The sequence below is a fragment of the Gemmatimonadota bacterium genome (genome assembly GCA_009838845.1).
Classification (GTDB): Bacteria; Latescibacterota; UBA2968; order UBA2968; family UBA2968; genus VXRD01.
Genome location: VXRD01000161.1, coordinates 59,495 through 79,543 on the forward strand (window position 1 = coordinate 59,495; position 20,049 = coordinate 79,543).

Here is a 20,049-nt window from a genome sequence, read left to right on the forward strand (position 1 = left end):
CAGGTAAGGCAGTAATTGCATTTTTTGCATACACGCCTTAGATTGTGGATTGAACTGTCCAGGAGTTTTTCATGCGCGTTATTATTTTCTTTTTTATCCTGATAATGCCCCTATCGGCTCACAGTCGCCCGGTGGTCGCGGTTTTGCCTTTTGAAGAGGCGAATACCGATTGGCTCTCGGAGGGTATGGCCTGGAGTTTGTCAGATAAGCTCCGCCGCGTGTCGGCACTGCAAATGGTCGATTCCAATCGGCTGAATGCCGCTCTGTCCCAATATCAGACGCCTGTGCAAATTGGCCAGTCAGCGGGGGCAACACTGGTCCTGTATGGTGCCTGTCGGTTGCAGAAAGACCAGCTCCAGATTTCCGCCCGCGTTTTGCGGGTTGATACTGACCATATTCTGGAACTGGGAGAGGTGGAAGGTCCTCTCGATTCTCTATTCGCCCTGCAGGATAGCGTGATTCGCCGCTTCCTGGACGGTGTTGATCTCAGCTCCACTGTCATCGAATGGGAGGCGATTATTCGCAGACCCACCCGATCAGTTCAGGCGTATATCCACTGGGTGCGCGCCCGGAGTATGCTGACTGGCAATGCCGAGGATCCGGATGTTGTGCGCGGTCACCTCACCCTCGCCCTTGCCGAGGATGCCGATTATGCCGATGCCCACAGCCACCTGGGGTTGCTCTTTGTCGCGCAACGCCGGTTCAGAGAAGCGCTCGGTGCCCTGCAGACCGCTGTGCGCCTCAAGCCGGATGATCCACTGACTCGCTACAATCTGGGGGTGACCTATGCCAGTTTGGGGCAGCCCGATCGCGCTGCTGTCTCGTTCCAGGATGCGATCCGCCTCAAGCCGGATGATCCCATTACCCACTACAATCTGGGTATTCTACACCATCTTCAGGGCAACCACGAGGCTGCTATTGCGCCTTTGCAGACGGCGGTTCGTCTCAAGCCCGATTTTGTGGTCGCCTATCTGACGCTGGGCATTGCCCTTGCCAATACGCAATCCCACACTCGCGCAGAAGACGCACTGAAAGAGGCGATTCGCCTGTCTCCCGAAAATGCTGATGCGCACTACAATCTGGGCGTTGTCTATATCGAGATGGGGCATCGCGATCAGGCGACCGAAGTTTTAGAGCAGGCTATCTCGCACAATCCAGAGCACGCCGATGCCCATTTTAATCTGGGGCGCGCTTATGAGGCACTGGGTCGCTATGATGAAGCTGTCGCTGCCTTCAAACAGGCGGCTCAATTCAATCCCGATTATGCCGATTTGCACTTTAATCTGGGCATTGCCCATACCGAGGCCGGGCGTTTTGAGGAGGCTATTCGCACTCTGCACACTGCCCGCCGGATCTATCCGCAAGATCCGCTCATCTATCACAATATGGGTATTGCCTATCGAAATGCCGCGCGTTTTGAAGAGGCGGAAAATGCTTTTCGAGAAGCGCTGCGTCTCAATCCCCATCTGGCCGATATTCACCTGTCTCTGGGCAGTCTGCAACTGGATATGGGACGCTATGAGCAGGGCCTTTCATCCATTCGAGAGGCTGTGCGCCTGACGTCTAAAAATGCCGATGCTCACCGCTATCTGGGCGAGGCTCTGGCTTATTTGAAACAGTTTCCGGATGCGATTCAGGCTTTCCGAAAAGCCATTGAGCTTAAGGGCGACGATGGAGACGCACATCTCGGTCTGGGTATGGTCTATTTGCAGACTGGGCAAAAAACCGCGGCTGCATCAGCTCTCAAAACGGGTCTTCGACTCAGTCCCGGACACCCCGATTCTCTGGCTATTGCCCGCGAGATCGCGCGGTTGCAGAAGCAGCCTGATCAGGTCAGTACCTACCTGAACCGCGCCCGCGCTTTTGAGGATGCCGGGCTTTTGGACGAAGCGATTAATTCCTACCGCAAAGCCGCCAGTCTCAGTCCCGAGAATGCCGATATTCAGCACGCCCTGGGCATGACCTGCCTGCGGGCGAATCGTCCGGAAGATGCGCTGCCCGCTTTTCGGAAGGTTCTCAGGCTTCGTCCGGATCATCCCGATGCAAATCTCATTCGGGATTTTATTCGCCGCATGGAAGAGGGGCAATGACCATGATTCGCGTCGCGTTGTTCCTGTTCCTGTTTTGCGCGCCCCATTTTGTTGCCGCTGATGCTATCCGTTTTACTGAAATAGCGGAGAAGGCGGGGATCCATTTTGTCCACAGTACCGGAGCCAGGGGCGGATGGCACTATATCGAGACGATGGGTTCTGGCTGTGCGCTTTTCGACGCGGATGGCGATGGGGACCTGGATCTCTATTTGGTTAATGGTGCCAATTTGCCCGGGCAACCGGTTCGGGGTAGCAATGCGCTGTATCGCAATGATACGGATAAAACGATTCGCCTGACCGATATTACCGAATCTTCGGGTGCGCCCGGCCGGGGTTATGGCATGGGCTGCGCTGTGGGCGATGCGGATAATGACGGCGATCTGGATCTCTACGTTACCGGCTATCCCGAAAATATTCTGTATGTGAACAATGGAGATGCTACTTTCAAAGACGCTTCCCGGCAAGCCAATGTGACTGCAGGCGGATGGAGCGCGGGGGCGGCTTTTTTCGATTTTGAAGCCGATGGGGATCTGGATCTCTATGTGGTGCGCTATCTCACGTACGATCCCGCCCGCGAGCCGGTGTGCGAACGCAGTGGTGTGCGGACTTACTGCGCGCCGTACCGGTTTCGAGGTGCTCCCGATTTGTTGTATCTGAATAGTGGTGACGGCACATTTGAAGATATTTCTCAGCGGGCCGGTATCGCCGATCCCCGGGGCAAGGGTCTGGGCGTGCTCTCGCTGGATTACGACCGGGATGGCGATACCGATCTCTATATCGCCAATGATACGACGCCCAATTTTCTCTATCGAAATGATGGCGATCGCTTTACTGAAGTGGGCCTCAAAGCGGGTGTGAGCACAAGTGCTTCGGGCCGTCCACAGGCCGGCATGGGCGTGGATGCTGGCGATGTGGATGGCGATGGGCGCACGGATCTTATTGTTACCAATTTTTCCTATGAGTCAAATGCTTTTTATCACCATACAGAACAGGGTGTTTTTGCCGAGGCCAGTGCCCGCGTGGGGCTTGTGGGACCGAGTACTCTTCCCCTGGGCTTTGGCACACATTTCTTCGACGCGGATAGCGATGGGGATCTGGATCTTTTTGTCGCCAATGGTCATATTTTTCCCAATGTATCGGATTTTTCTTCTGCCGAGTCCTATCCTCAGACCGATCAGTTTTTCCGCAATACCGCAGGTGTTTTTGAAGACGTTTCCGAATCGGCGGGTTTCACATCACCCGCTGTCAGCCGGGGTTCGGCGCTGGGCGATATAGATACCGACGGTGATCTGGATCTGGTTGTGCTCGTCGCCGATGCCAGTCCACATCTCTATCGGAATGATACGCCGCCTGCTCATCCATGGCTTATTGTTGAGATAGAGGGCGCAAATCGCAGTGCGATTGGTACTCGCGTCACCCTTACTGCAGGTGGTCGTACCCAATCTCGAGAGGTGCGAAGTCAATCCGGGTATCTCTCTTCGGGGGATTCGCGCCTCCACTTCGGTTTGGGCGATGCCGAACAGATTGACCGTCTGGATATCTGGTGGCCCTCTGGACGCACCCAAACTCTGAGCAATCTGTCTCCGAATCAGATTCTGGTCATTGGGGAATAGGCTTACCATCCGTGTACAAAGTGTCCACTTCCGGGAAACCAGATCGCATCTACGACACTCGACGCGCCCACGCCCAACAGGTACCCCACTACTATTCCATAGGAAAAGGGCATTGATCGCCGGTAGAGCACTACGCCCCCAAATTTGAGGGTCAGTGCTTTGACGAGCCATACGACAAAAATAGCGAATCCGTACGTATGACTCGGGAAGGCGAGTCCCACGGGGTGAATCGGCCAGGAGGCGAACCGGGTATTCAAGACTGTCAGCAGGCCCGCTTCTCCGACTCCGAACAGCCAGACCAACAGTTTCTGAAAGTCAAAATATGTGGGTTCTGTCCCCTCAATTATGCCTACCTGCCTCAGCATTACGGTCCAATCGTACATATAGGCTGCGTTTAGGCCGCCCTCTGTATAACACAAATAAAGCTGGGCACCACAGGCTACGGCAAAGGCGGCAAGCAGAGAGATGGGCAGAGCACATACGACCAGAAAACGGCGCTTCAGGGCTTGTTGCAATAGTCGAAAAAAATGTGGAATGGCCGGTATCGACAGCATCCGCCCCGAATGCGCGGCCAGTCCGCCGCGGTTTAACACCATTATCCCCGTCAGGTCGGAGGGGGAAAAATTGGCTGTTCCGAGAAGCGTCTTTAGTATCGGTCCACCTTTCTGTCCCTGGGGTGATAGAAATACGAATCCCGTGGCTGCCGCGTATTTGGTCACGCCAAAGTAGATCACGAAAAACAGTGAAAGCTGTAGCAGTGCCGCGACGGGTCGCATGTCCAGAGATATCATCCAGCCTGTGAGAAATGCAAATGCCGCGCTGAATCCCAGCCAGGCCGTGCGGTAGGTTACGGGCGTTCCATCGTCTTTGCTCCGGTCGTCTGATAATGCCTTTTGCAGGGTTTCTTTTAGATGTCCGCGGGCCACCCAGACGGACCAGATCACGAGAAAGACCAGTGCGCCGTGCGCCTCCAGCATCCGTATTTCTCCCGAGGTTGCCGCCTGTCCCTGCATGCCCACTGTAAATCCCGTTCTATCCATCAGTGCTTGTTTGAAAATATTGAGCACAAAAAAGGTCCACACGCTCAGCAGTATATTTAGCGGACACAGGTAGGCCAGCCCCATCAAAAGGGGCTGAATCCTCAGATATAAGGTCGGAAAATCGCGCCCGATGTGTACGGCTTTGGTCAAATAGTGATCGTAGATCCCAATGCGCGGAATTGTGAGAATAAAATATCCGGCAATATTCCAGAAGATCACACCTGCTGTACACGCAAAACCCATCCAGAAAACGGGCGTTCGGAACACGATGGGCAATCGGTGTGCGGGTTCTTCCCGGAGCAGTTCCAGGGGCATTGTCGCCAGGGGAAATGTCAGCCGTTCCCGTTCTACCCACTGTTTGTAAAACAACACGCTGGCAAAAAAACCAGCCATTACCAGTGCCACAGTTCCGGCAAACCACCAGAACAGCGGGGTTAGCCAGTTGCGCCACGGAATGGATTCTTCTGATCCCAGTCCTACGTACAGCTTTTCTACCACCATATCTCCCGGTTCAAAAAACAGCCAGCGGGGCATATAGGCTCCCACGACCTCCCAGAATCGGTTTTCCGGTGAAGAAAAAGCAGAGGGTGCTGAAATATCTGTAATCAAGTACCCGGCCCAGCCCACTGCCGGTGCAGTACCCACCATCCAGACCATTCCGAAAATCACCATTACCTCTGTGCGCGACAGGGCAAAGCGAGGCAAAATTAGCTTTAAAACTGTGTTGATTCCCACCCACAATACCAGGGGCAGCAACGCGGTGACGGGCACGAAGCTTTTCATCAAATTTCGCCCGAAGTAGGTTGCGTACAAACACATGCCCGCAATTGTGATTAGCCCCAGTACAAAAGCCCGAATGGTGAGCGATTCAGATGCTGTTGATGCTTTTTTTTCAGGTTCCGGTGCCGAAGCCATGTTCGCAAACCCCATTTCTCAGGGCATGGGTTCTGTAATATTCACAATTTGTCCTGCGGGCAGGTCTTCTACGACCTGCACTGTTCCGCTGGGCCAGATCACTTTTAGGCGCGTTGCGCGGTCGGCATCTCCCAGTCCAAAATGGATTGCATAGGGGTCGGTTGACCCGAATCCGACGCTTCCGGGTACCTCCCGGAACAGGGTGCGGTTTCCCACTGTCAGGCGCAATTTTGCGCCTATGCCTGATCGGTTGCTTTGACGTCCTTGAAGTGTGATCTGTAACCAGCGATTCTGATTTTCCGACTCGTTGCGGTAAAGCGCGTTTTCGAATAGGTCTCCGTGGTACCATCCGCCTTGCGGTGCGTACACATCCAGGTCGCCATCTGCGTCGTAATCGGCAAATGTGATGCCGTGTCCTTTGCCCAGGTGTCCCATTCCCGCGTATTCGGTCAGGTCGGTAAAGGTCCCGTTCCCGTTGTTGCGATAAAACCGGTTTGGTTCCAGGCGTCCCAGGTCCGGATCGCCCGTCCCGAAGTACACGTCCAGGTACCCGTCGTTATCTATATCTCCCACATTGCCGCCCATCACGCCGTGGGCATAGATGAATCCCGTTTCGTAGGATACATCTGTGAAGCGCCAGCCTTCGATCGGTCCCTCGTTGCGGTATAGCTTGGGCGTTGGATAGGCCGGGTCGGTGGGTGCGGTATAGCCGATCCGCTGGCCCTCTAAGCTCTCTTTGAATCCGGCAAGGCAGGTGGTCAGGATATCCAGATCGCCGTCGTTGTCGTAGTCGAAGAAGAACGATACATAGCCTCGAAGGGTGCCGCTTCCGGCGACGTTGGAAGCCCGTGCGACATCGACAAATGTTCCGTCGCCGCGATTTCGATACAGGGCATTGGGCGTCTCAAAGCCGGTTACAAAGAGGTCCAGGTCTCCGTCTAAGTCGTAATCGCCAAAGGCCGCACCTACCGTGCCCAGGTCAAAATGAAGGCCCGCTTCGTTTGTGGTTTCGACAAATGTTCCGTTTCCATTGTTGCGGTAGTGTGCGTTTGAGGATCCGTCTCCGGCAATGCCATTTGCGATAAATAAATCCAGGTTGCCATCGTTGTCCGTATCGCCCCACAGGGAGACAAATCCCGATCCCTCGTCATTTGTGCCCGAAGCCGCGGATACATCGGTGAATTGGCCGCCATCATTGCGGTAGAGCGCGTTTGAGCCTGGGCCGGACCACCCGCTGCGGGCGATGTAGAGGTCCAGGTCGCCATCGTTGTCGTAATCGACGAGATTTCCCGAGAATCCCGAATCCACGTCTTTCAGGCCGATGTGGTTGCTGATATCCACAAATTGCGTTCCATCGTTGCGGTAAAATGCGAGGTACGTGTCGCATCCCTGCGCCAGCAGATCCAGGTCGCCGTCGCCGTCGATATCTCCCCAGGCACTCGGCCCGGCTCCGTCCAATTTGGCTACGCCCAGGTCGCGGGCCACATCTGTAAAGCGCACGGGCTGGGGGGTATCTGTGGATTCGGGGCGCTGGTCGAAGCGATAATAAGACCACAACGACCAGGGATAACCGCCGAGTTTGTCATAGGCTTGTTTCAAGTTCCACTGGGTGCGGAAAAACCATTCGTCTGTTTCCGGCAGGGCGCGCAACAAATTTAAGAATGTTTCGGCTGATTTTCGATAGTGTCCCGCGCGGTAATAGGCTACGCCCATCCGATCCGGTACGCGGAGATCCAGGCGGTCTTTTTGCATTTGCATCGCTACTTTCAAGCGTTCAATTGCCGCTTCGTAATCCCCCATTCTCAGAAGGGCGAGGCCAGCCAGATAGCGCGCTTCTGCATCGTTTATGGCGTTATCGGATAATTTATCGGCGTGGTGAAATGCGCGTTCCAGCAAGATGCGGGAGTCGTTCAGGGGCATGATTTGTCCGCTGCTTCCCATTTTCTGATTTTCAAACCAGATGGTTTCCCCGCCCAGCAACCAGGTGACGTATTCTTTTCGCACGTCCAGCATCAGGGGTTGTTTTATGAGAGCTGCTTCAAATTGCGCTGCCGCGCGGGCGGGTTCTCTTTGTGATCGGTAAAGCCTCGCGAGCCAGGTTCGCGCCTCGACTGCATCCGGATTGCGGGCTACTGCTCGCTCAAACGCAGTTACCGCTTCGGAGCGGTTTTGGATTGCGAGTACTTTGCCCAGGTGGAGATAGGCCGCGCTTTGCGTCGAGTCGATTTGAATACATCGGCGGAACTCGGCTTCGGCAGCTTCGTGCTGCGCCCGCCGCATGCTTTCTATTCCTTGCTGGAGATGCGTGGTATAATCCATCCGCATGCCCGGAGAAGGGGTTTTTTGCTCACCGCATCCGATTGACAGGACAATCAGCAGCAGAAGGATTACAATCATGTCAGACCACCCGTCCATCTACGAGTTTTATCTGGCGGTCTGCTCGATTTGCCAGATCCAGGTTGTGCGTGGATAGCACGATTGTCACTCCTTCGGTGTGGTTCATATTTCGCAATAATGTCACAATCTCATTTCCTCGTTTTGAATCCAGGTTACCAGTCGGTTCGTCTGCGAGCAAGATCTCGGGGTTGTTTACGAGTGCGCGTGCAATGGCTACCCGTTGCTGTTCGCCCCCCGATAGTTCGCGGGGCAGGTGATCTGATCGGTGCTGCAAATCCACGCGCGCCAGCAAGTCCCTTATCCGGTCGCGTCGATGCAGTGCGCGGGAAAAGAGGAGGGGGAGTGCCACATTTTCTTCGACGGTCAATGTGGGTACCAGGCAATAGTCTTGAAATACGAATCCCACGTGTTGCCGACGCATGGTTTCCAGGTCTTTGCCTCGCAAAGTACTCACGTCTCGATCCAGCAATTTCAAGAGGCCCGATGTGGGGCGGTCCAGACAGCCCAGAAGGTTTAATAGGGTTGTTTTTCCCGCGCCCGACGCGCCTGTGATGGCTACAAATTCGCCGGGTTCTACGATCAGGTCTGCACCGAATAATGCTGCGATTTCTTCGGCTGAACGGCGGTATATCCGCGTGAGTCCCTGTGCGAGAATAGCCGACATTTCAGCGCATCCACGCAATGGGATGCAGGCGGGAAGCCCGCCATCCCGGTATGATCCCGGCGAGTATGCCCATGCCGATTGCCATTGCAATCCCGCCGATTAGTAGTACGCCATCAATTTGCACCAGTGCGCCTGGGGGGGCAAATGGTAGGATTGCGCGCACGGCTTCAGATGCCAGGCGGCTGCCCAGGACCGCTATTCCGCCACCTGCGATTCCGCCTATGGTGCAGATTGTCAGTGCCTCTGCACAGATCAATGCAAATACATCGCCCCGGGATGCGCCAATTGCTCGCATTACGCCGATTTCTCGCGTTCGCTCAAAGACTGCGATTAGCATGGTATTCATTACGCCGAGTACTGCAATTGCCACGGCTACGATGGCGACTGTTCCGATGAAAAATCGCGCCGTGCCCAGGAGGTCGAGAAGGGTTCGCTGGACCTGCGCCATGGTGATAACCTGTACCGAGGGTATTTCGAATACGCGTTCCGAAAATCCGTCTATTCTGGACAGGTCTTTTAATTTTACGCCGATGCCTGTGAGTTTTTCTTTTTTGTCGAAGAGGCGCTGCGCTACCCCAAGCGGCACGAAGATGGTGCCGTCGTCCTGCGTTCCGCTGCGGTCAAAAATCCCGCGTACGCGGAATGTTTGTCCCAGTCCTTTGAGTGGAAAATCGTCCCCGATATTTTTCCGATAATACGCCGCTACGCTGTATCCCAGTATTACCTCGTCGGTCGCGGCTTCGCCGAACCACTCGCCACGCTGGAAGGTGAGCCAGGGTTTCATTTCCAGAAAACTGTTTTCTATTCCCGTTATCAGGGAAAATCCCTCCCGGTGTACGGGAAGCGATCCGAGAAATAACCGCGTCGTGGTCGCCACGTCGGCGTCTCGAAGGATTTCCCGGTGGATGGCTTCATCCATGTACATCGGTATTACCCCACCTTGCATCAGCAGGGTCGCGGCTTCGTAGGGACATCCTTTTGAGGTGACCAGTACGTGATAGCCCAGGCGGTCAATGCTGTGGATGAGGGATGTGCGGTATCCGGTCCCCAGGCCCAGGAGGCTGACCAGTACGCATACGGATAGAGCCACGCCGCTTATGGTCAGAGCACTTCGCGTGTGGTGTCGCCGCAGTTCTTTCAGGACGACGCTTATAAATTGAAAAATGACCAAATTTTTGCCCTTTTGCGATGGATTTCCACGCCTTTTCCCACCAGGCGCAGATCGCCTGCGATGCGTTTTACGACGCCTACGACGCGCAGGGAGTCGCCAGAGATATTGCGGGGGACGGTTATGGTCCGTCCCTGTTCCAGGTCAATCAGTATATGCCGCGTGCTGTCTTGTAGTACAAACCAGCATCCCATGTGCTGGCATACCTGTCCCGCGCGGCCCGATAGCACGACTCGCTGTTCCAAAAATGCGGCTGGACGGTCCAGGACTTCTTTGATCTGGACCGCGCGATTGGCGGGTACGGCTTCACCCACTTGATGCACTTTTTCAGAACTGCAACCGATTATCAGGATTAGTATTATCAGGTATATCTTCAGTTTTTGCGTGACGTCTGCCATATGAGATGATATTTTGTTTGTGGAATAAAATCAAGGAATTCTCCCATCTGTTTTTTGTGACGGGAATATGCCGATGAAAAAAATGATATGGGTTCTTATAGTCGGCGTTTGTCTGGGGTGCAAGCCCTCTCAACCCGATGTATCTACGGAGTTTGTCGGCGTACATCGCTGTGTGAGTTGCCACATGGAATCGTATCAAAAATGGCAGCGTACGACCCATGCGACCTCTATGCAAGAAGCGACTCCGCGGACTGTTAAGGGCGATTTCACAAAAAATAATACCTATACTTTTGGCGGTGTTACCTCCACTATGAGCCTTCGAGATGGTCGCTATTTTATTACGACGCCGGGGGCTGATGGGACGCAAGGTACCCACGAGGTGCTATACACGATTGGCGACCGGGATACGCAGTGGTACATCGCTGAGCTTCCCGGGGGCCATTTGCAGATTCTTCCGGTTTATTTCGATGTTCGCAGAAATACCTGGTACAATCCCGTTGAAGGTATTATCGCCTCGCCGTCCGAACGGCCTTTAGATCCCCGCGATACGTCGTTCTGGATGCATTTTGGGCGCAATTGGAGCGCGCAGTGTTTTGACTGCCACGCCAGTCAGATTGAGGTCAATTACGATCCCGATGCGGGTACTTATGATTCCCGTTGGGTAGATTTGAGCATCAATTGCGAGACCTGTCACGGTCCCGGGCAGGGCCATGTCGCGTTTTGGGAGAGAGCGCTGACAGATGCCGATGCTGCCAGTATGCAGGATACTTCGCTGGTGAATTTGAGAATGCTTTCCGCAGAACAATCCGTAGAACTCTGCGCGCAGTGCCACGCGACGAAGCGCATTTTGAAACTGGGTTATCGACCCGGGGACAATTTTTACGATTTTTACGAACCTGTTGTTCTGGATTTTGAAGGTATGTGGCCCGATGGTCGCTACCGGCATCTCGCGTATAATTATACGGCGCTCACGCTCAGTCCCTGTTATACGGAGGGCGGGATGACGTGTTTGACCTGTCACCCTTCGCATGGTCCGGAGAGAGAAAAGAAGACAAGGGCAGATTTCGACGGTATATGTATGCAGTGTCATCGGGATGTGCAGCCTCGAGAACACAGTCGTCACGAGCAGTACATAGCCTGTGTCGATTGCCATATGCCCCCCGTTCCCGAAGTGCGCCGGGTGCGCGTGTTTGACCATCGCATTGCATCCCCAGTTCCGGCAAATACGGTGCGTTTTGGCATTCCAAATGCCTGCGGCGATTGCCACGGGGACCGCACACCCGAATGGGCTGTGGAAAAGACAGAAGCCTGGTGGGGGAAACAGGATGATTATCTTTTACAAACGGCGGCTGTTGTACTGGGGCGACAGGGAAATCCAATGGCTGTGTCTCCTCTGAAAGACGAGTTGCTCGATCTGTCCAATAATCCCACGCGCCGGGCTTCTGCAGCTTTGCTTTTGGGACGCACCCGGTCCTCACAGGCTGTTTCTGCGCTCCTCGATGCTTTAAAAGACCCGCACCCGCTCATCCGCGCAAAGGCAGTAGAAGGTCTGGGTTTGATCGGTCAGGCGCGGGTTGTGCCCGCGCTGGTTCCACTGTTAGACGATCCGGTTCGGCTTGTGCGGTTGGCTCTTGTGCCAGCTATTGAGAATCTGGGCACACACCATCTCGAGGACCAGGACTACAAGCACTATGAGACCATTTTTGCCGAGTACGAACAGGCGAGTAAAGAGGTTTGGGCGACTGATCCCTATGTGCAGGCGTTTCTCGGATGGGCTTATGTGAGGCGGGGGAATACTGAGTTGGCCCAGCGCGCTTTCCAGCGCGCGCTGCGGATTTGGCCCGGCGTTGAGGACGCGGCCAGAGGACTGGCGCAGATACATAACACAGAAAAAAATGACCGATGAGTACAGGACTCACCGGTCGTTTTTTTCGTTTTGGAGCGTCCGTTAGAACGATCCGGTTATGGATACGCGCAGGGGCGGATCAAATAAGTGGCCGAAATTTATATATGCAAAATCGACGCCGATCCTCCGTCCCACGCCCAAATCCTTTTGGACGCCGCCGCCCAGTGTCCAGGTGCCCAGGTCGTAACGCCCCCGGTAACCGGCTCGCAATGCCAGCGTGTTGGCTACCCACAATTCGCCGCCTACGTGCCAGCGCTCGCGGTCATCGATGTGATGTACGAGTTCTGCTGCTACGGTTAGATATGTGGGGTCTCCCTTGCGTCCGTAAGGCTCCATCGCCAAAGCGATGGTGTAGATCAAGGGCTGGGCAATCGAAGTGCCCTGCGGCAGAGAACCGGGAATCACGAGTTCCTGGTCTTTGCCGAAGTTGCGAAGCGTCATGGCCAGGCGCGAACTGCCAAATCCGGTGTAAAAAACACTGGAAAAGTCGAATGAGGCACTGTTGATCTTGTCCTGGTCCAGGGTCTCTTGAATCCACTTTACAGATGCACCCAGCGACAATTTATCGGTCATCTTGTACGCATAACCGAAGTTTATGAAAATATCGCCGGCCGATATATCCCGCGTGAAGCGCCCCTGTGGATCCAGAGGCGTGGTCTCTCGGGAGGTGCCCGCGTCAAACTGAATGACCGACAGCCCAAAGGTCTGCTGGCCGTATCGCCAGGCGACCGCACCGTTGAAGAATTTCGAATCTACCATCCAGCGGGTATATCCCAGGGCATATTCGAATCGCTCGATATGGGTCAATGCCGCTGTGTTCCAGAACATCGCATTGATGTCGTCGGCTGCGGCTGTAAATGCATCGCCCATTGCGGCTGCCCGCGCGCTTTGCCCCACCTTCAATGCGTGGAACGAAGCCCGTCCGGTTCCGTGGAACTCTTTTGTCCGATGCTGACCCGCGCGCACGCCGGACGGCAACTTGTAGTCCTGCGCCCAGGCGTCTGACCCCAAAAGCCCGACGGCCAGGAGCATCGTATAAATAGTTAATCGTTTCACATCTACTCTCCTTTGTTTGTAGAGGGGCGGAACAGAGTGCTCGCCCCTCCCGTCGGTCTTACTGGATAATCAGGAAACTGCCCGTCTGAACCTTGCCTTCTTGCCCGGGGACCAGCGATTCTACGGCGAAGAAATAAATCCCCGGAGATGCATACGACGTGCCAGAACGCGCTCGTTGAGTCCAGCTCACTTCTGCCGTGTGCTGCGCGCCGCGCGTCCCGTCGTGTACTATTTCCATGACCAGGTCTCCCGCAGCCGTGAAAATCGAAATTCGGGCCAGACGCGGCAGGTTGGTAAACCGCATGCGCTTGTTGTTGTCGCCCTGTGCGCCAAAGGAATGCATTCCGTCGTCTTTCCACGGATTTGGCACCACGAGCACTTTTTCATCTAAGGCATCGAATCCATCTGAGGCTGCCACAACGGGTGTAAACTGACCGCCGACTGTGTTGTGCCGCGCAGCCGTTACAATATGGCTCGACTCGGTCCCCGCCCGGATGTGGTTTTGAACCACGGGGGGCAGATCTGCAAGTGTTGTCGGGACGGGCATTTGCGCGCCTGGAATCGCGTTTTTCTGCGCATTCAGGTTCTCCCAGTTAGCGTGCCCATTGGCATAGGTTACAATATTGTACCGATACCCGAATCCCGTGACAGAGTTTTCATCGGCAAACGTATAAATCCCGGTTGATGCATCGTAATATCTCGGGTCTTTTGCCTGAATTGTGGCGATCAGATTCCACGGGCCCAGAGGCGCGCCGGCATGCTGCACGGGATCCGTCTGGATCAGCGCCGTGTTCCCGTAAACTTTATAGCCTGCCACATCTTGCGCCTCGCCGCCCGAATAATCCGGGTGTACCGCATCGTCGGCACCATCGCTCCAGGACAGTTCCACATTGCCATTTGCATTGCTGCGAAGCAAAACGGGACGGTCGGTTTCGGCGCGCGCAAGTGATTCTACATCTGGCGGTTGATTGGGCAGGTCAAACCCCATTGCGTACAATTGACGTGCGCGGTCGATGTGGTTGAACAAAATATCCTCACCACCGGGCACCTGCGCCTGCGCGCCTGGCGTCATTGCCCAGATGCGGAAGTCCATCGGTTCACCGCCCGGACCCGCATTTTCGGCGGCCATACCCGCGGCAAAAACCACCACGATTTTTGCCTTGTCGCCCGGTGCCAATTTCCAGGGACCGAACATCTGCGAGTGCAATTGCTCCTGCAACTCTCGCTCACCGGGGCTTGGGCCACCCTCAATCGGGTTGTCGTCATAGGGCTTGCCCGGGGTGATAAACTTCTTCCACAACTCTTCAACCGTATCAATTGTCTCATGCGGCTCAAACTCGATGTTCGTGCGGCTTCGGCGCTTCCACCAGTGTGCGTACGCAGGCTGACTGCTGGGTATATCCTCGCCTCCCATCGCCGTGCCCGTAATCGGCACATAGACGTCCGGGTCGTTGATAAAGGGCGGTGTCACATCCACAGGTCCCCAGCCTATGTATTGCGGCGAATACAATTCTTGCTCCGCCCGATACCCGATCACGCCAATGGCTTCGGCGCCGAACCGGGGTTCGCCCATGTCGTTGTTCGAACTGGTGGGTGCATCGCCATCGTATTGATACGATACCTTCTTACCGCGGTATTTCCCGCCGTAATTGGCGGCCTCGGTAAACTGATACCGGTCGTCTTCCAGCCGACGCCCCGGCTCGGAAAACCAGTAGCCGTTCCACTTGCGATAGGAGTGCCCGGGTTTGTTCACGCTGAAGTAGTTCAAATACCCCATATACACTTCTTCATAGGACCGGTTTGAGGTATTCTCCACGACCAGTTCCACAAAGAAGAAATCGTCGTAATCCGGGTGGCTCCATCCATACGCAGTCCTCGTCATCGTCATCCCCGTCCCGCTCGGCTCGATATTCGTGTTGCTGCGCCATCTCGTAATCACGGTCTCTTCTGGAAAGTGATCGAACTGAGGCAGCGTATATGACCCGTTTTCGCGGTAATTATCCACTTCCACAGGCTCGTCGGAAATCGGCTTGGATTGTTCGGCGATTCCGCCGCGGTCCGAGTTGAACCACACGTTAGCATCCTGGGTATCATACCCCAGCCGAGCGGCTATGATCGGCGGGTCTTGCCCGTTTCGCAAGCGCAAATTGCCCGATCCCGGCGTCAAATCTGGCACCACCTGCTCCACATCCCCGGTGTTGGACACCGGTCCCGAGGATGTGACAAAGGTATTCCCACTCGCATCCCGCGCGAGTATCCACACCCCCTGGCCCTTCGAGTTGTCGTAGTCCTGATCTCGACCTCTGAAGCTACCCGATGTCGAAGATCCCGTATAAATATACGGATATGTCATCGAACCGTTTTCCCTCGCCACATACCCTTCCGACCCCAGGGCAAATGTCCCGCCCTGCTGTCCCGTGTTGCGAAACGATTCCGACAGCTTTGACCGGTCAATCTGCTTCATTGGCACTGGCTCATCCACCGCCTGAACCCCTGTCACAAATAGTCCAGTCAGGAAAATGCCCGCAAGCGCCTTACCAATTATTTGTCTAAACATAAATTCACTCCTTATAGAGGCGCCAGAGCCAGAGCACCTGTTCTGGTCCTCTGGCCCACCGATTTACATGCTGGTGCGCACGCCGAAATAGATTTCCCGGGTGAGATTCGTATAGCTATTCCACTGATCCCAGATCTGGTTGGTGTCCCGCACCACCACTGGCGTGGGCTGGTTCTCGGCCAGACCGTACTTTGGTATGTCGTGGAAGAAATTCCACCTGCGGATCGAACGCGGCTTTTTGGCGTTGAACAAATTGGTCGCCTCAAAGAACAGGGTTGGACGAAACTTCCCAATTCGGAAGCCCTTCTGAATACCCAGATCCGTGCGGAATGCCGTTGGGTTGGTGTACAACAACTGGTTCCTGATCAACTTGTTGGCAGTCGAAGGAGCTGGCGTGGGCTGGCTATAGCGGAAGAATGTGCCCGGTTCGATTCTCAGCACCAGGTTCACATTCAAATCGCTCAACACCTTGCTCCCGCCCACCTCTGGACCATATCCTTCGGGCGTGGCAAACAAAAATGTGATGCTTCCATCGCCCGTGGCATCGCGCATGTTGGCAGGACCGCGCACACCTCCTATTGTGTGTATCCGAGCCGCAATATTTCTCTCGTCAGTCCAGGGGAATCCAACCTGTGCATCCGGCACCTGATTGGCGAATTTTTCGGTGATCCACAGTTCCCGGTTGGCGTCGATTTCTTTTTGCACCAGTTGGTCGGCAAACATGCCAATGGCATCGACTTCAGCACTCGACAGGGGTTGCCAGACGCGCTCACCCGTGGTCGGGTCAATTTCAAACTTGAAGCGATACGCATCTTTGGCCAGGAAGTCCGAATCCACGAACCAGCGCCCCACCCACTCCCGACCGCCGTAGAAGTTGTTCTGCTCCCAGTACCAGCTCCACGTCGCGCGGAATGAGAAGAAATTGGTGAACCGCTTGCTCACGGCCAATTCCAGGCCGCGCGTTTCACCACTGTACGCGTTCTGATACCAGTGCGCGCGCTTGATCTGCTTCTCTACCGGGTCGTGCAAAAAGGTGTTGTTCTGCTGGAGATAGTCTTCTGTGCGGCGGTAGAACATCGTCGCATTGGCCGTGTAGTCCGAAACAAAGTTCCAGTCCACACCCACTTCGTAGTTTACGGTACTGCCCGGACGCGAATTCGTCGATCCGCGCTTGGTCGAGCCCATTTCCAGGCCGCCGTAATACTCATACGAGCTATATCTGTTGTCTGCATTCAGGTCTTCGGCTATGCTTCGGCCCGAAGCCGCCTGCCAGGTCTGCCCGTACATCGCATAGAAAATCGGGAGGACGAAGAACCGGCCATAGGAGAAGTGAATCGCAGACCGCGCAGTAATCGGGTGAGATACCCCAAAGCGCGGCGACAGCTTGAACATATTCAGACCATCATAAGTTGGGAATGACTGCGGATTGTTGGGATAAGGCGTTTGACCCTGCCGCGCCAACGACGCATCTGCATCGGCAAACCAGCGGTTTTGGGGCAGTACTGACCACACGGGTTCGGGGCGCGTCTGACCGCCGTGGTTGAACGCATCCATACGCACGCCCACGTTTACGACCATGCCCTCAAACTCCATTTTGTCCTGTGCATAAGCTCCAAGCTGGAATGCCTTTCTCGGGTGATCCCGGAAGGCGTTCCAGGCCGGGTCGTCGAGACTGCTTGCCCGACTTAAATCGGGGAGTTTAACGCCGTTCACAGTCGTGGCGGGCACAAAGTCCATCTGACCATCTGCACCCAGGCGGTTCTGAGCCGATTCATAGTAGTCGTACATCGTCCAGACCCGATAACTGCCCGATGTTCCACGGCTCTGTGATTCCCACTGGTAGGTCTGGAACCACGTTGCTTCGGCTCCTGCTTTAAAGAAATTTCCCTTTGTAACCTGACTGGAGAAATCGAATTTCAAATTGTGGCGCGTTTGACGATTCAATCGGTAGTCCCGAACCTCACGAGGTGTTGCCGTAAACCACTTGTCGTGGTCCCGAACTACATTGAACGTTTCTATAGGCATCCCCGATGTGTCTTGCTCGCTGTCTGAACGCGAGATACGCAACTCGTACAGGGTGCGGGAAGACAGAGAGTGCGTTAAATACGCGTACAACATCGAGTTCCATTCGATCTCTTTGCCCGCACCATCTATGCCTGCGGGCAAAAACAGGTCTCGACCGGCTGATAATGCCGACTCCCGCGTGTTGCGGAAACTCTGGTTCGTGCCATACACTCCCCCTACCTTCAGGCTGATATTGGGCGTCACGCCAAATGTCAGTTTGCCCGTCATCTGATAATTGGGCAAGTCCCGGAGTGCGGGATTGGGACGCTGTAAGGGTTGCCGATTTGTCTGCGCGCTCACGTGGAACGAGGTCTTGTTCCCAATGGGACCCGAAAGGGAACCCTCCAGGCGATGCCCCGATACATCTGTGTAATCGTCTGGCTGGATATGTACCAGACGTCCCGAATCATCTGCTGTGCCGGGCAATCCATCGGCGCCAATATTTTCCTTTTCCTGCAACCAGGCCGGATCGTCCAGGCGGATGCGGCTCCTGCCCGTACCCTGGTTCAGGTGAATGATCGGGTCATAGGCATTGAAGCCGTAATGCCGCTTTCCGGCAACTGTATATCGATACTCGAAAAACCCGTGGTAGTCTCGGCTACCCTCTCGCGTCACGATATTGATGATCCCCGCGTCCATGTTTCCGTATTCAGCTTCTGGAACACCGGTTACCACAGAGATTTCCTGGATGGATGCGCGGTTCACACCCGTGAACATATTTGCCGCGCGGCGGTCATTATTCACCATCCGCACACCGTCAACAGTATAGGTGAGCGAAATGGGCTTTGGCGTTGTCGTGTACCAGCCCGCACGGCGTTCGCCTTCGTCCATTTGAAAGTTGCCCTGCCGCACTGACCGTCCGTCTTTCTGTACGCCCGGCTGCAAGCCCGCCCACGCCCGAGCATCTTTGACCACGGGCTGCAAGTCGATCTCGTCAGCCGTTACGTAGTATTTGCTCGCGGTCTTGTCCGGCTCTACGGGTGGACGCTCTGCCGTCACGATCAGTTCTGCGGCTTCCAGTGCTGTCTCGGTGAGCCTGAAATCCACTGTGGAGGTATAGCCCACCACCACTTTTACATCTTGCTGTACGACCTTCTGATACCCCACCAGCGAGGCTTCCATGCTGTGCGTTCCAGGTAGAACCAGCAAGATGATATAATATCCTTCTGCATCTGCGGTCGCACCCCGGTTTGTTCCCACAATCACGACGTTGGCACCGGGCAATGGATCGCCTGTGGTATCCATTACCCTGCCAGCTATCTTACCCGTTGTTGCCGCCTGTGCCCAATCCTGCACACCCAGGACACAAACCAGCAAAACGGACAAAAATGCTAACTTTCTTATCATCTCTATGCCTCCTTATAAGAGTTATTACATCACGTAGTACTTGACCGAAAGTCCGATCTCGAAATAGTGCAACGGAAAGGTCCGCGCGACGCCATAAGATTCCAGCTGGCGCAATTCCCCGATCAGCAAGTTCCACCGCGCCCGCGCATCAACAGCTGCGCGACTACCTGCCAATACCTCCACACCTAAGCCCACGTTGAGTCCCCACGCCACATCCGTATCGTCAAACGGCGCCAGTTCCAATGTCGTATCGATCCCCCCACCCAGGTTCGGTTGTCCTGCAAAGATCAGGCCCGATACCGAGTTTTTGTAGTGGTAAAACCCACCGCCATAGGCGATGAAAGGACCTCCGGTCACGCCATCCGAACCACCTGTTCGCGCTTTCAGATGATACAGGCCGTTGATCGTAAACGCATTGACGGTCATGTAATTGCGCGCCAGCGGGCTTGTGATTTTCTGCCACTCCTCCGGCTTGTCTTCGGGCCAGTAAAAAGTCGCTTCCTGAATTTTGCCGGGATCAAAACGCGTGCGGTGAAATTCCACCTCTAAGGTATTGCGCGCATCTCGCGCATAGGTGAAATACAGCCCGAATGCTTCCTGTGCGCGGAAACGATCACTCATGCCGAATACGGGGAAGTTGAAGTTGCCGCTCAAACCCAGGCCAACTTTTCCCACCACGCCCGTGTCCTGCCCATGGGCATCGCCATAGCTATTGCCCGGAAGCGCGAAAAACATCAAACAAACTACAGAAATTATCCCTCGTTTCATACGCAACCCTCCTTGTGACGCCCACTCAATGAGAATGGGGTTAATTGCTGAGGAACACTATTTATT

12 protein-coding genes are annotated in these 20,049 nt (G+C 54.9%); 3 read left to right on the top strand and 9 right to left on the bottom strand.

Features of this window, described 5'->3' with window-relative positions:
* Positions 1 to 71 precede the first annotated feature (71 nt).
* A complete protein-coding gene (locus tag F4Y39_22675; GenBank protein MYC16544.1) occupies positions 72 to 2,090 on the top strand; it encodes a tetratricopeptide repeat protein in 2,019 nt (672 codons plus the stop codon).
* Positions 2,087 to 3,703, top strand: a complete 1,617-nt coding sequence (locus F4Y39_22680; protein ID MYC16545.1) for a CRTAC1 family protein — start codon at positions 2,087 to 2,089, stop codon at positions 3,701 to 3,703. The genes F4Y39_22675 and F4Y39_22680 overlap by 4 nt, the downstream gene beginning before the upstream one ends.
* Before the next feature lie 2 nt (positions 3,704 to 3,705).
* Here the strand turns inward: F4Y39_22680 and F4Y39_22685 are convergent, their stop codons facing one another.
* The 5 genes from F4Y39_22685 to F4Y39_22705 are packed head-to-tail and all read right to left on the bottom strand — an operon-like array spanning position 3,706 to position 10,285.
* Positions 3,706 to 5,658: a hypothetical protein gene (locus F4Y39_22685; protein ID MYC16546.1), complete on the bottom strand. Its 1,953-nt coding sequence runs from the start codon at positions 5,656 to 5,658 to the stop codon at positions 3,706 to 3,708.
* An 18-nt stretch (positions 5,659 to 5,676) separates the two neighbouring features.
* A complete protein-coding gene (locus F4Y39_22690) occupies positions 5,677 to 8,073 on the bottom strand; it encodes a tetratricopeptide repeat protein (GenBank protein MYC16547.1) in 2,397 nt (798 codons plus the stop codon).
* Positions 8,057 to 8,719, bottom strand: coding sequence for an ABC transporter ATP-binding protein (locus tag F4Y39_22695; protein MYC16548.1), 663 nt, complete (start codon positions 8,717 to 8,719; stop codon positions 8,057 to 8,059). The genes F4Y39_22690 and F4Y39_22695 overlap by 17 nt, the downstream gene beginning before the upstream one ends.
* A gap of 1 nt (position 8,720) precedes the next feature.
* On the bottom strand, positions 8,721 to 9,890 hold the full coding sequence (locus F4Y39_22700) for an ABC transporter permease (protein ID MYC16549.1): 1,170 nt from the start codon (positions 9,888 to 9,890) through the stop codon (positions 8,721 to 8,723).
* Positions 9,869 to 10,285: a hypothetical protein gene (locus F4Y39_22705; protein MYC16550.1), complete on the bottom strand. Its 417-nt coding sequence runs from the start codon at positions 10,283 to 10,285 to the stop codon at positions 9,869 to 9,871. Before F4Y39_22705 ends, F4Y39_22700 begins: the two co-directional genes overlap by 22 nt.
* A 67-nt stretch (positions 10,286 to 10,352) precedes the next feature.
* On the opposite strand from F4Y39_22705, the gene F4Y39_22710 reads away from it, so the two are divergent.
* Positions 10,353 to 12,191: an ammonia-forming cytochrome c nitrite reductase subunit c552 gene (locus F4Y39_22710; protein MYC16551.1), complete on the top strand. Its 1,839-nt coding sequence runs from the start codon at positions 10,353 to 10,355 to the stop codon at positions 12,189 to 12,191.
* Positions 12,192 to 12,233: 42 nt separating this feature from the next.
* Here F4Y39_22710 and F4Y39_22715 read toward each other — a convergent pair whose 3' ends face one another.
* From F4Y39_22715 to F4Y39_22730, 4 genes are all read right to left on the bottom strand, one after another.
* Complete coding sequence (locus F4Y39_22715; GenBank protein ID MYC16552.1) at positions 12,234 to 13,247, bottom strand: PorV/PorQ family protein; 1,014 nt, start codon at positions 13,245 to 13,247, stop codon at positions 12,234 to 12,236.
* Between the two features lie 58 nt (positions 13,248 to 13,305).
* Positions 13,306 to 15,804: a hypothetical protein gene (locus F4Y39_22720; protein ID MYC16553.1), complete on the bottom strand. Its 2,499-nt coding sequence runs from the start codon at positions 15,802 to 15,804 to the stop codon at positions 13,306 to 13,308.
* Positions 15,805 to 15,867: 63 nt separating this feature from the next.
* On the bottom strand, positions 15,868 to 19,215 hold the full coding sequence (locus F4Y39_22725; GenBank protein MYC16554.1) for a TonB-dependent receptor plug domain-containing protein: 3,348 nt from the start codon (positions 19,213 to 19,215) through the stop codon (positions 15,868 to 15,870).
* 24 nt (positions 19,216 to 19,239) lie between these two features.
* Complete coding sequence (locus F4Y39_22730; protein ID MYC16555.1) at positions 19,240 to 19,983, bottom strand: hypothetical protein; 744 nt, start codon at positions 19,981 to 19,983, stop codon at positions 19,240 to 19,242.
* Between the last annotated feature and the right edge of the window lie 66 nt (positions 19,984 to 20,049).

Excerpts from the sequence above, each read along its gene's own strand:
- F4Y39_22680 (MYC16545.1), top strand. The coding sequence starts at position 2,087 with ATGACCATGATTCGCGTCGCGTTGTTCCTGTTCCTGTTTTGCGCGCCC.
- F4Y39_22685 (MYC16546.1), bottom strand. The coding sequence starts at position 5,658 with ATGGCTTCGGCACCGGAACCTGAAAAAAAAGCATCAACAGCATCTGAA.
- F4Y39_22730 (MYC16555.1), bottom strand. The coding sequence starts at position 19,983 with ATGAAACGAGGGATAATTTCTGTAGTTTGTTTGATGTTTTTCGCGCTT.
- F4Y39_22725 (MYC16554.1), bottom strand. The coding sequence starts at position 19,215 with ATGATAAGAAAGTTAGCATTTTTGTCCGTTTTGCTGGTTTGTGTCCTG.
- F4Y39_22675 (MYC16544.1), top strand. The coding sequence starts at position 72 with ATGCGCGTTATTATTTTCTTTTTTATCCTGATAATGCCCCTATCGGCT.
- F4Y39_22705 (MYC16550.1), bottom strand. The coding sequence starts at position 10,285 with ATGGCAGACGTCACGCAAAAACTGAAGATATACCTGATAATACTAATC.
- F4Y39_22710 (MYC16551.1), top strand. The coding sequence starts at position 10,353 with ATGCCGATGAAAAAAATGATATGGGTTCTTATAGTCGGCGTTTGTCTG.
- F4Y39_22695 (MYC16548.1), bottom strand. The coding sequence starts at position 8,719 with ATGTCGGCTATTCTCGCACAGGGACTCACGCGGATATACCGCCGTTCA.
- F4Y39_22720 (MYC16553.1), bottom strand. The coding sequence starts at position 15,804 with ATGTTTAGACAAATAATTGGTAAGGCGCTTGCGGGCATTTTCCTGACT.
- F4Y39_22690 (MYC16547.1), bottom strand. The coding sequence starts at position 8,073 with ATGGACGGGTGGTCTGACATGATTGTAATCCTTCTGCTGCTGATTGTC.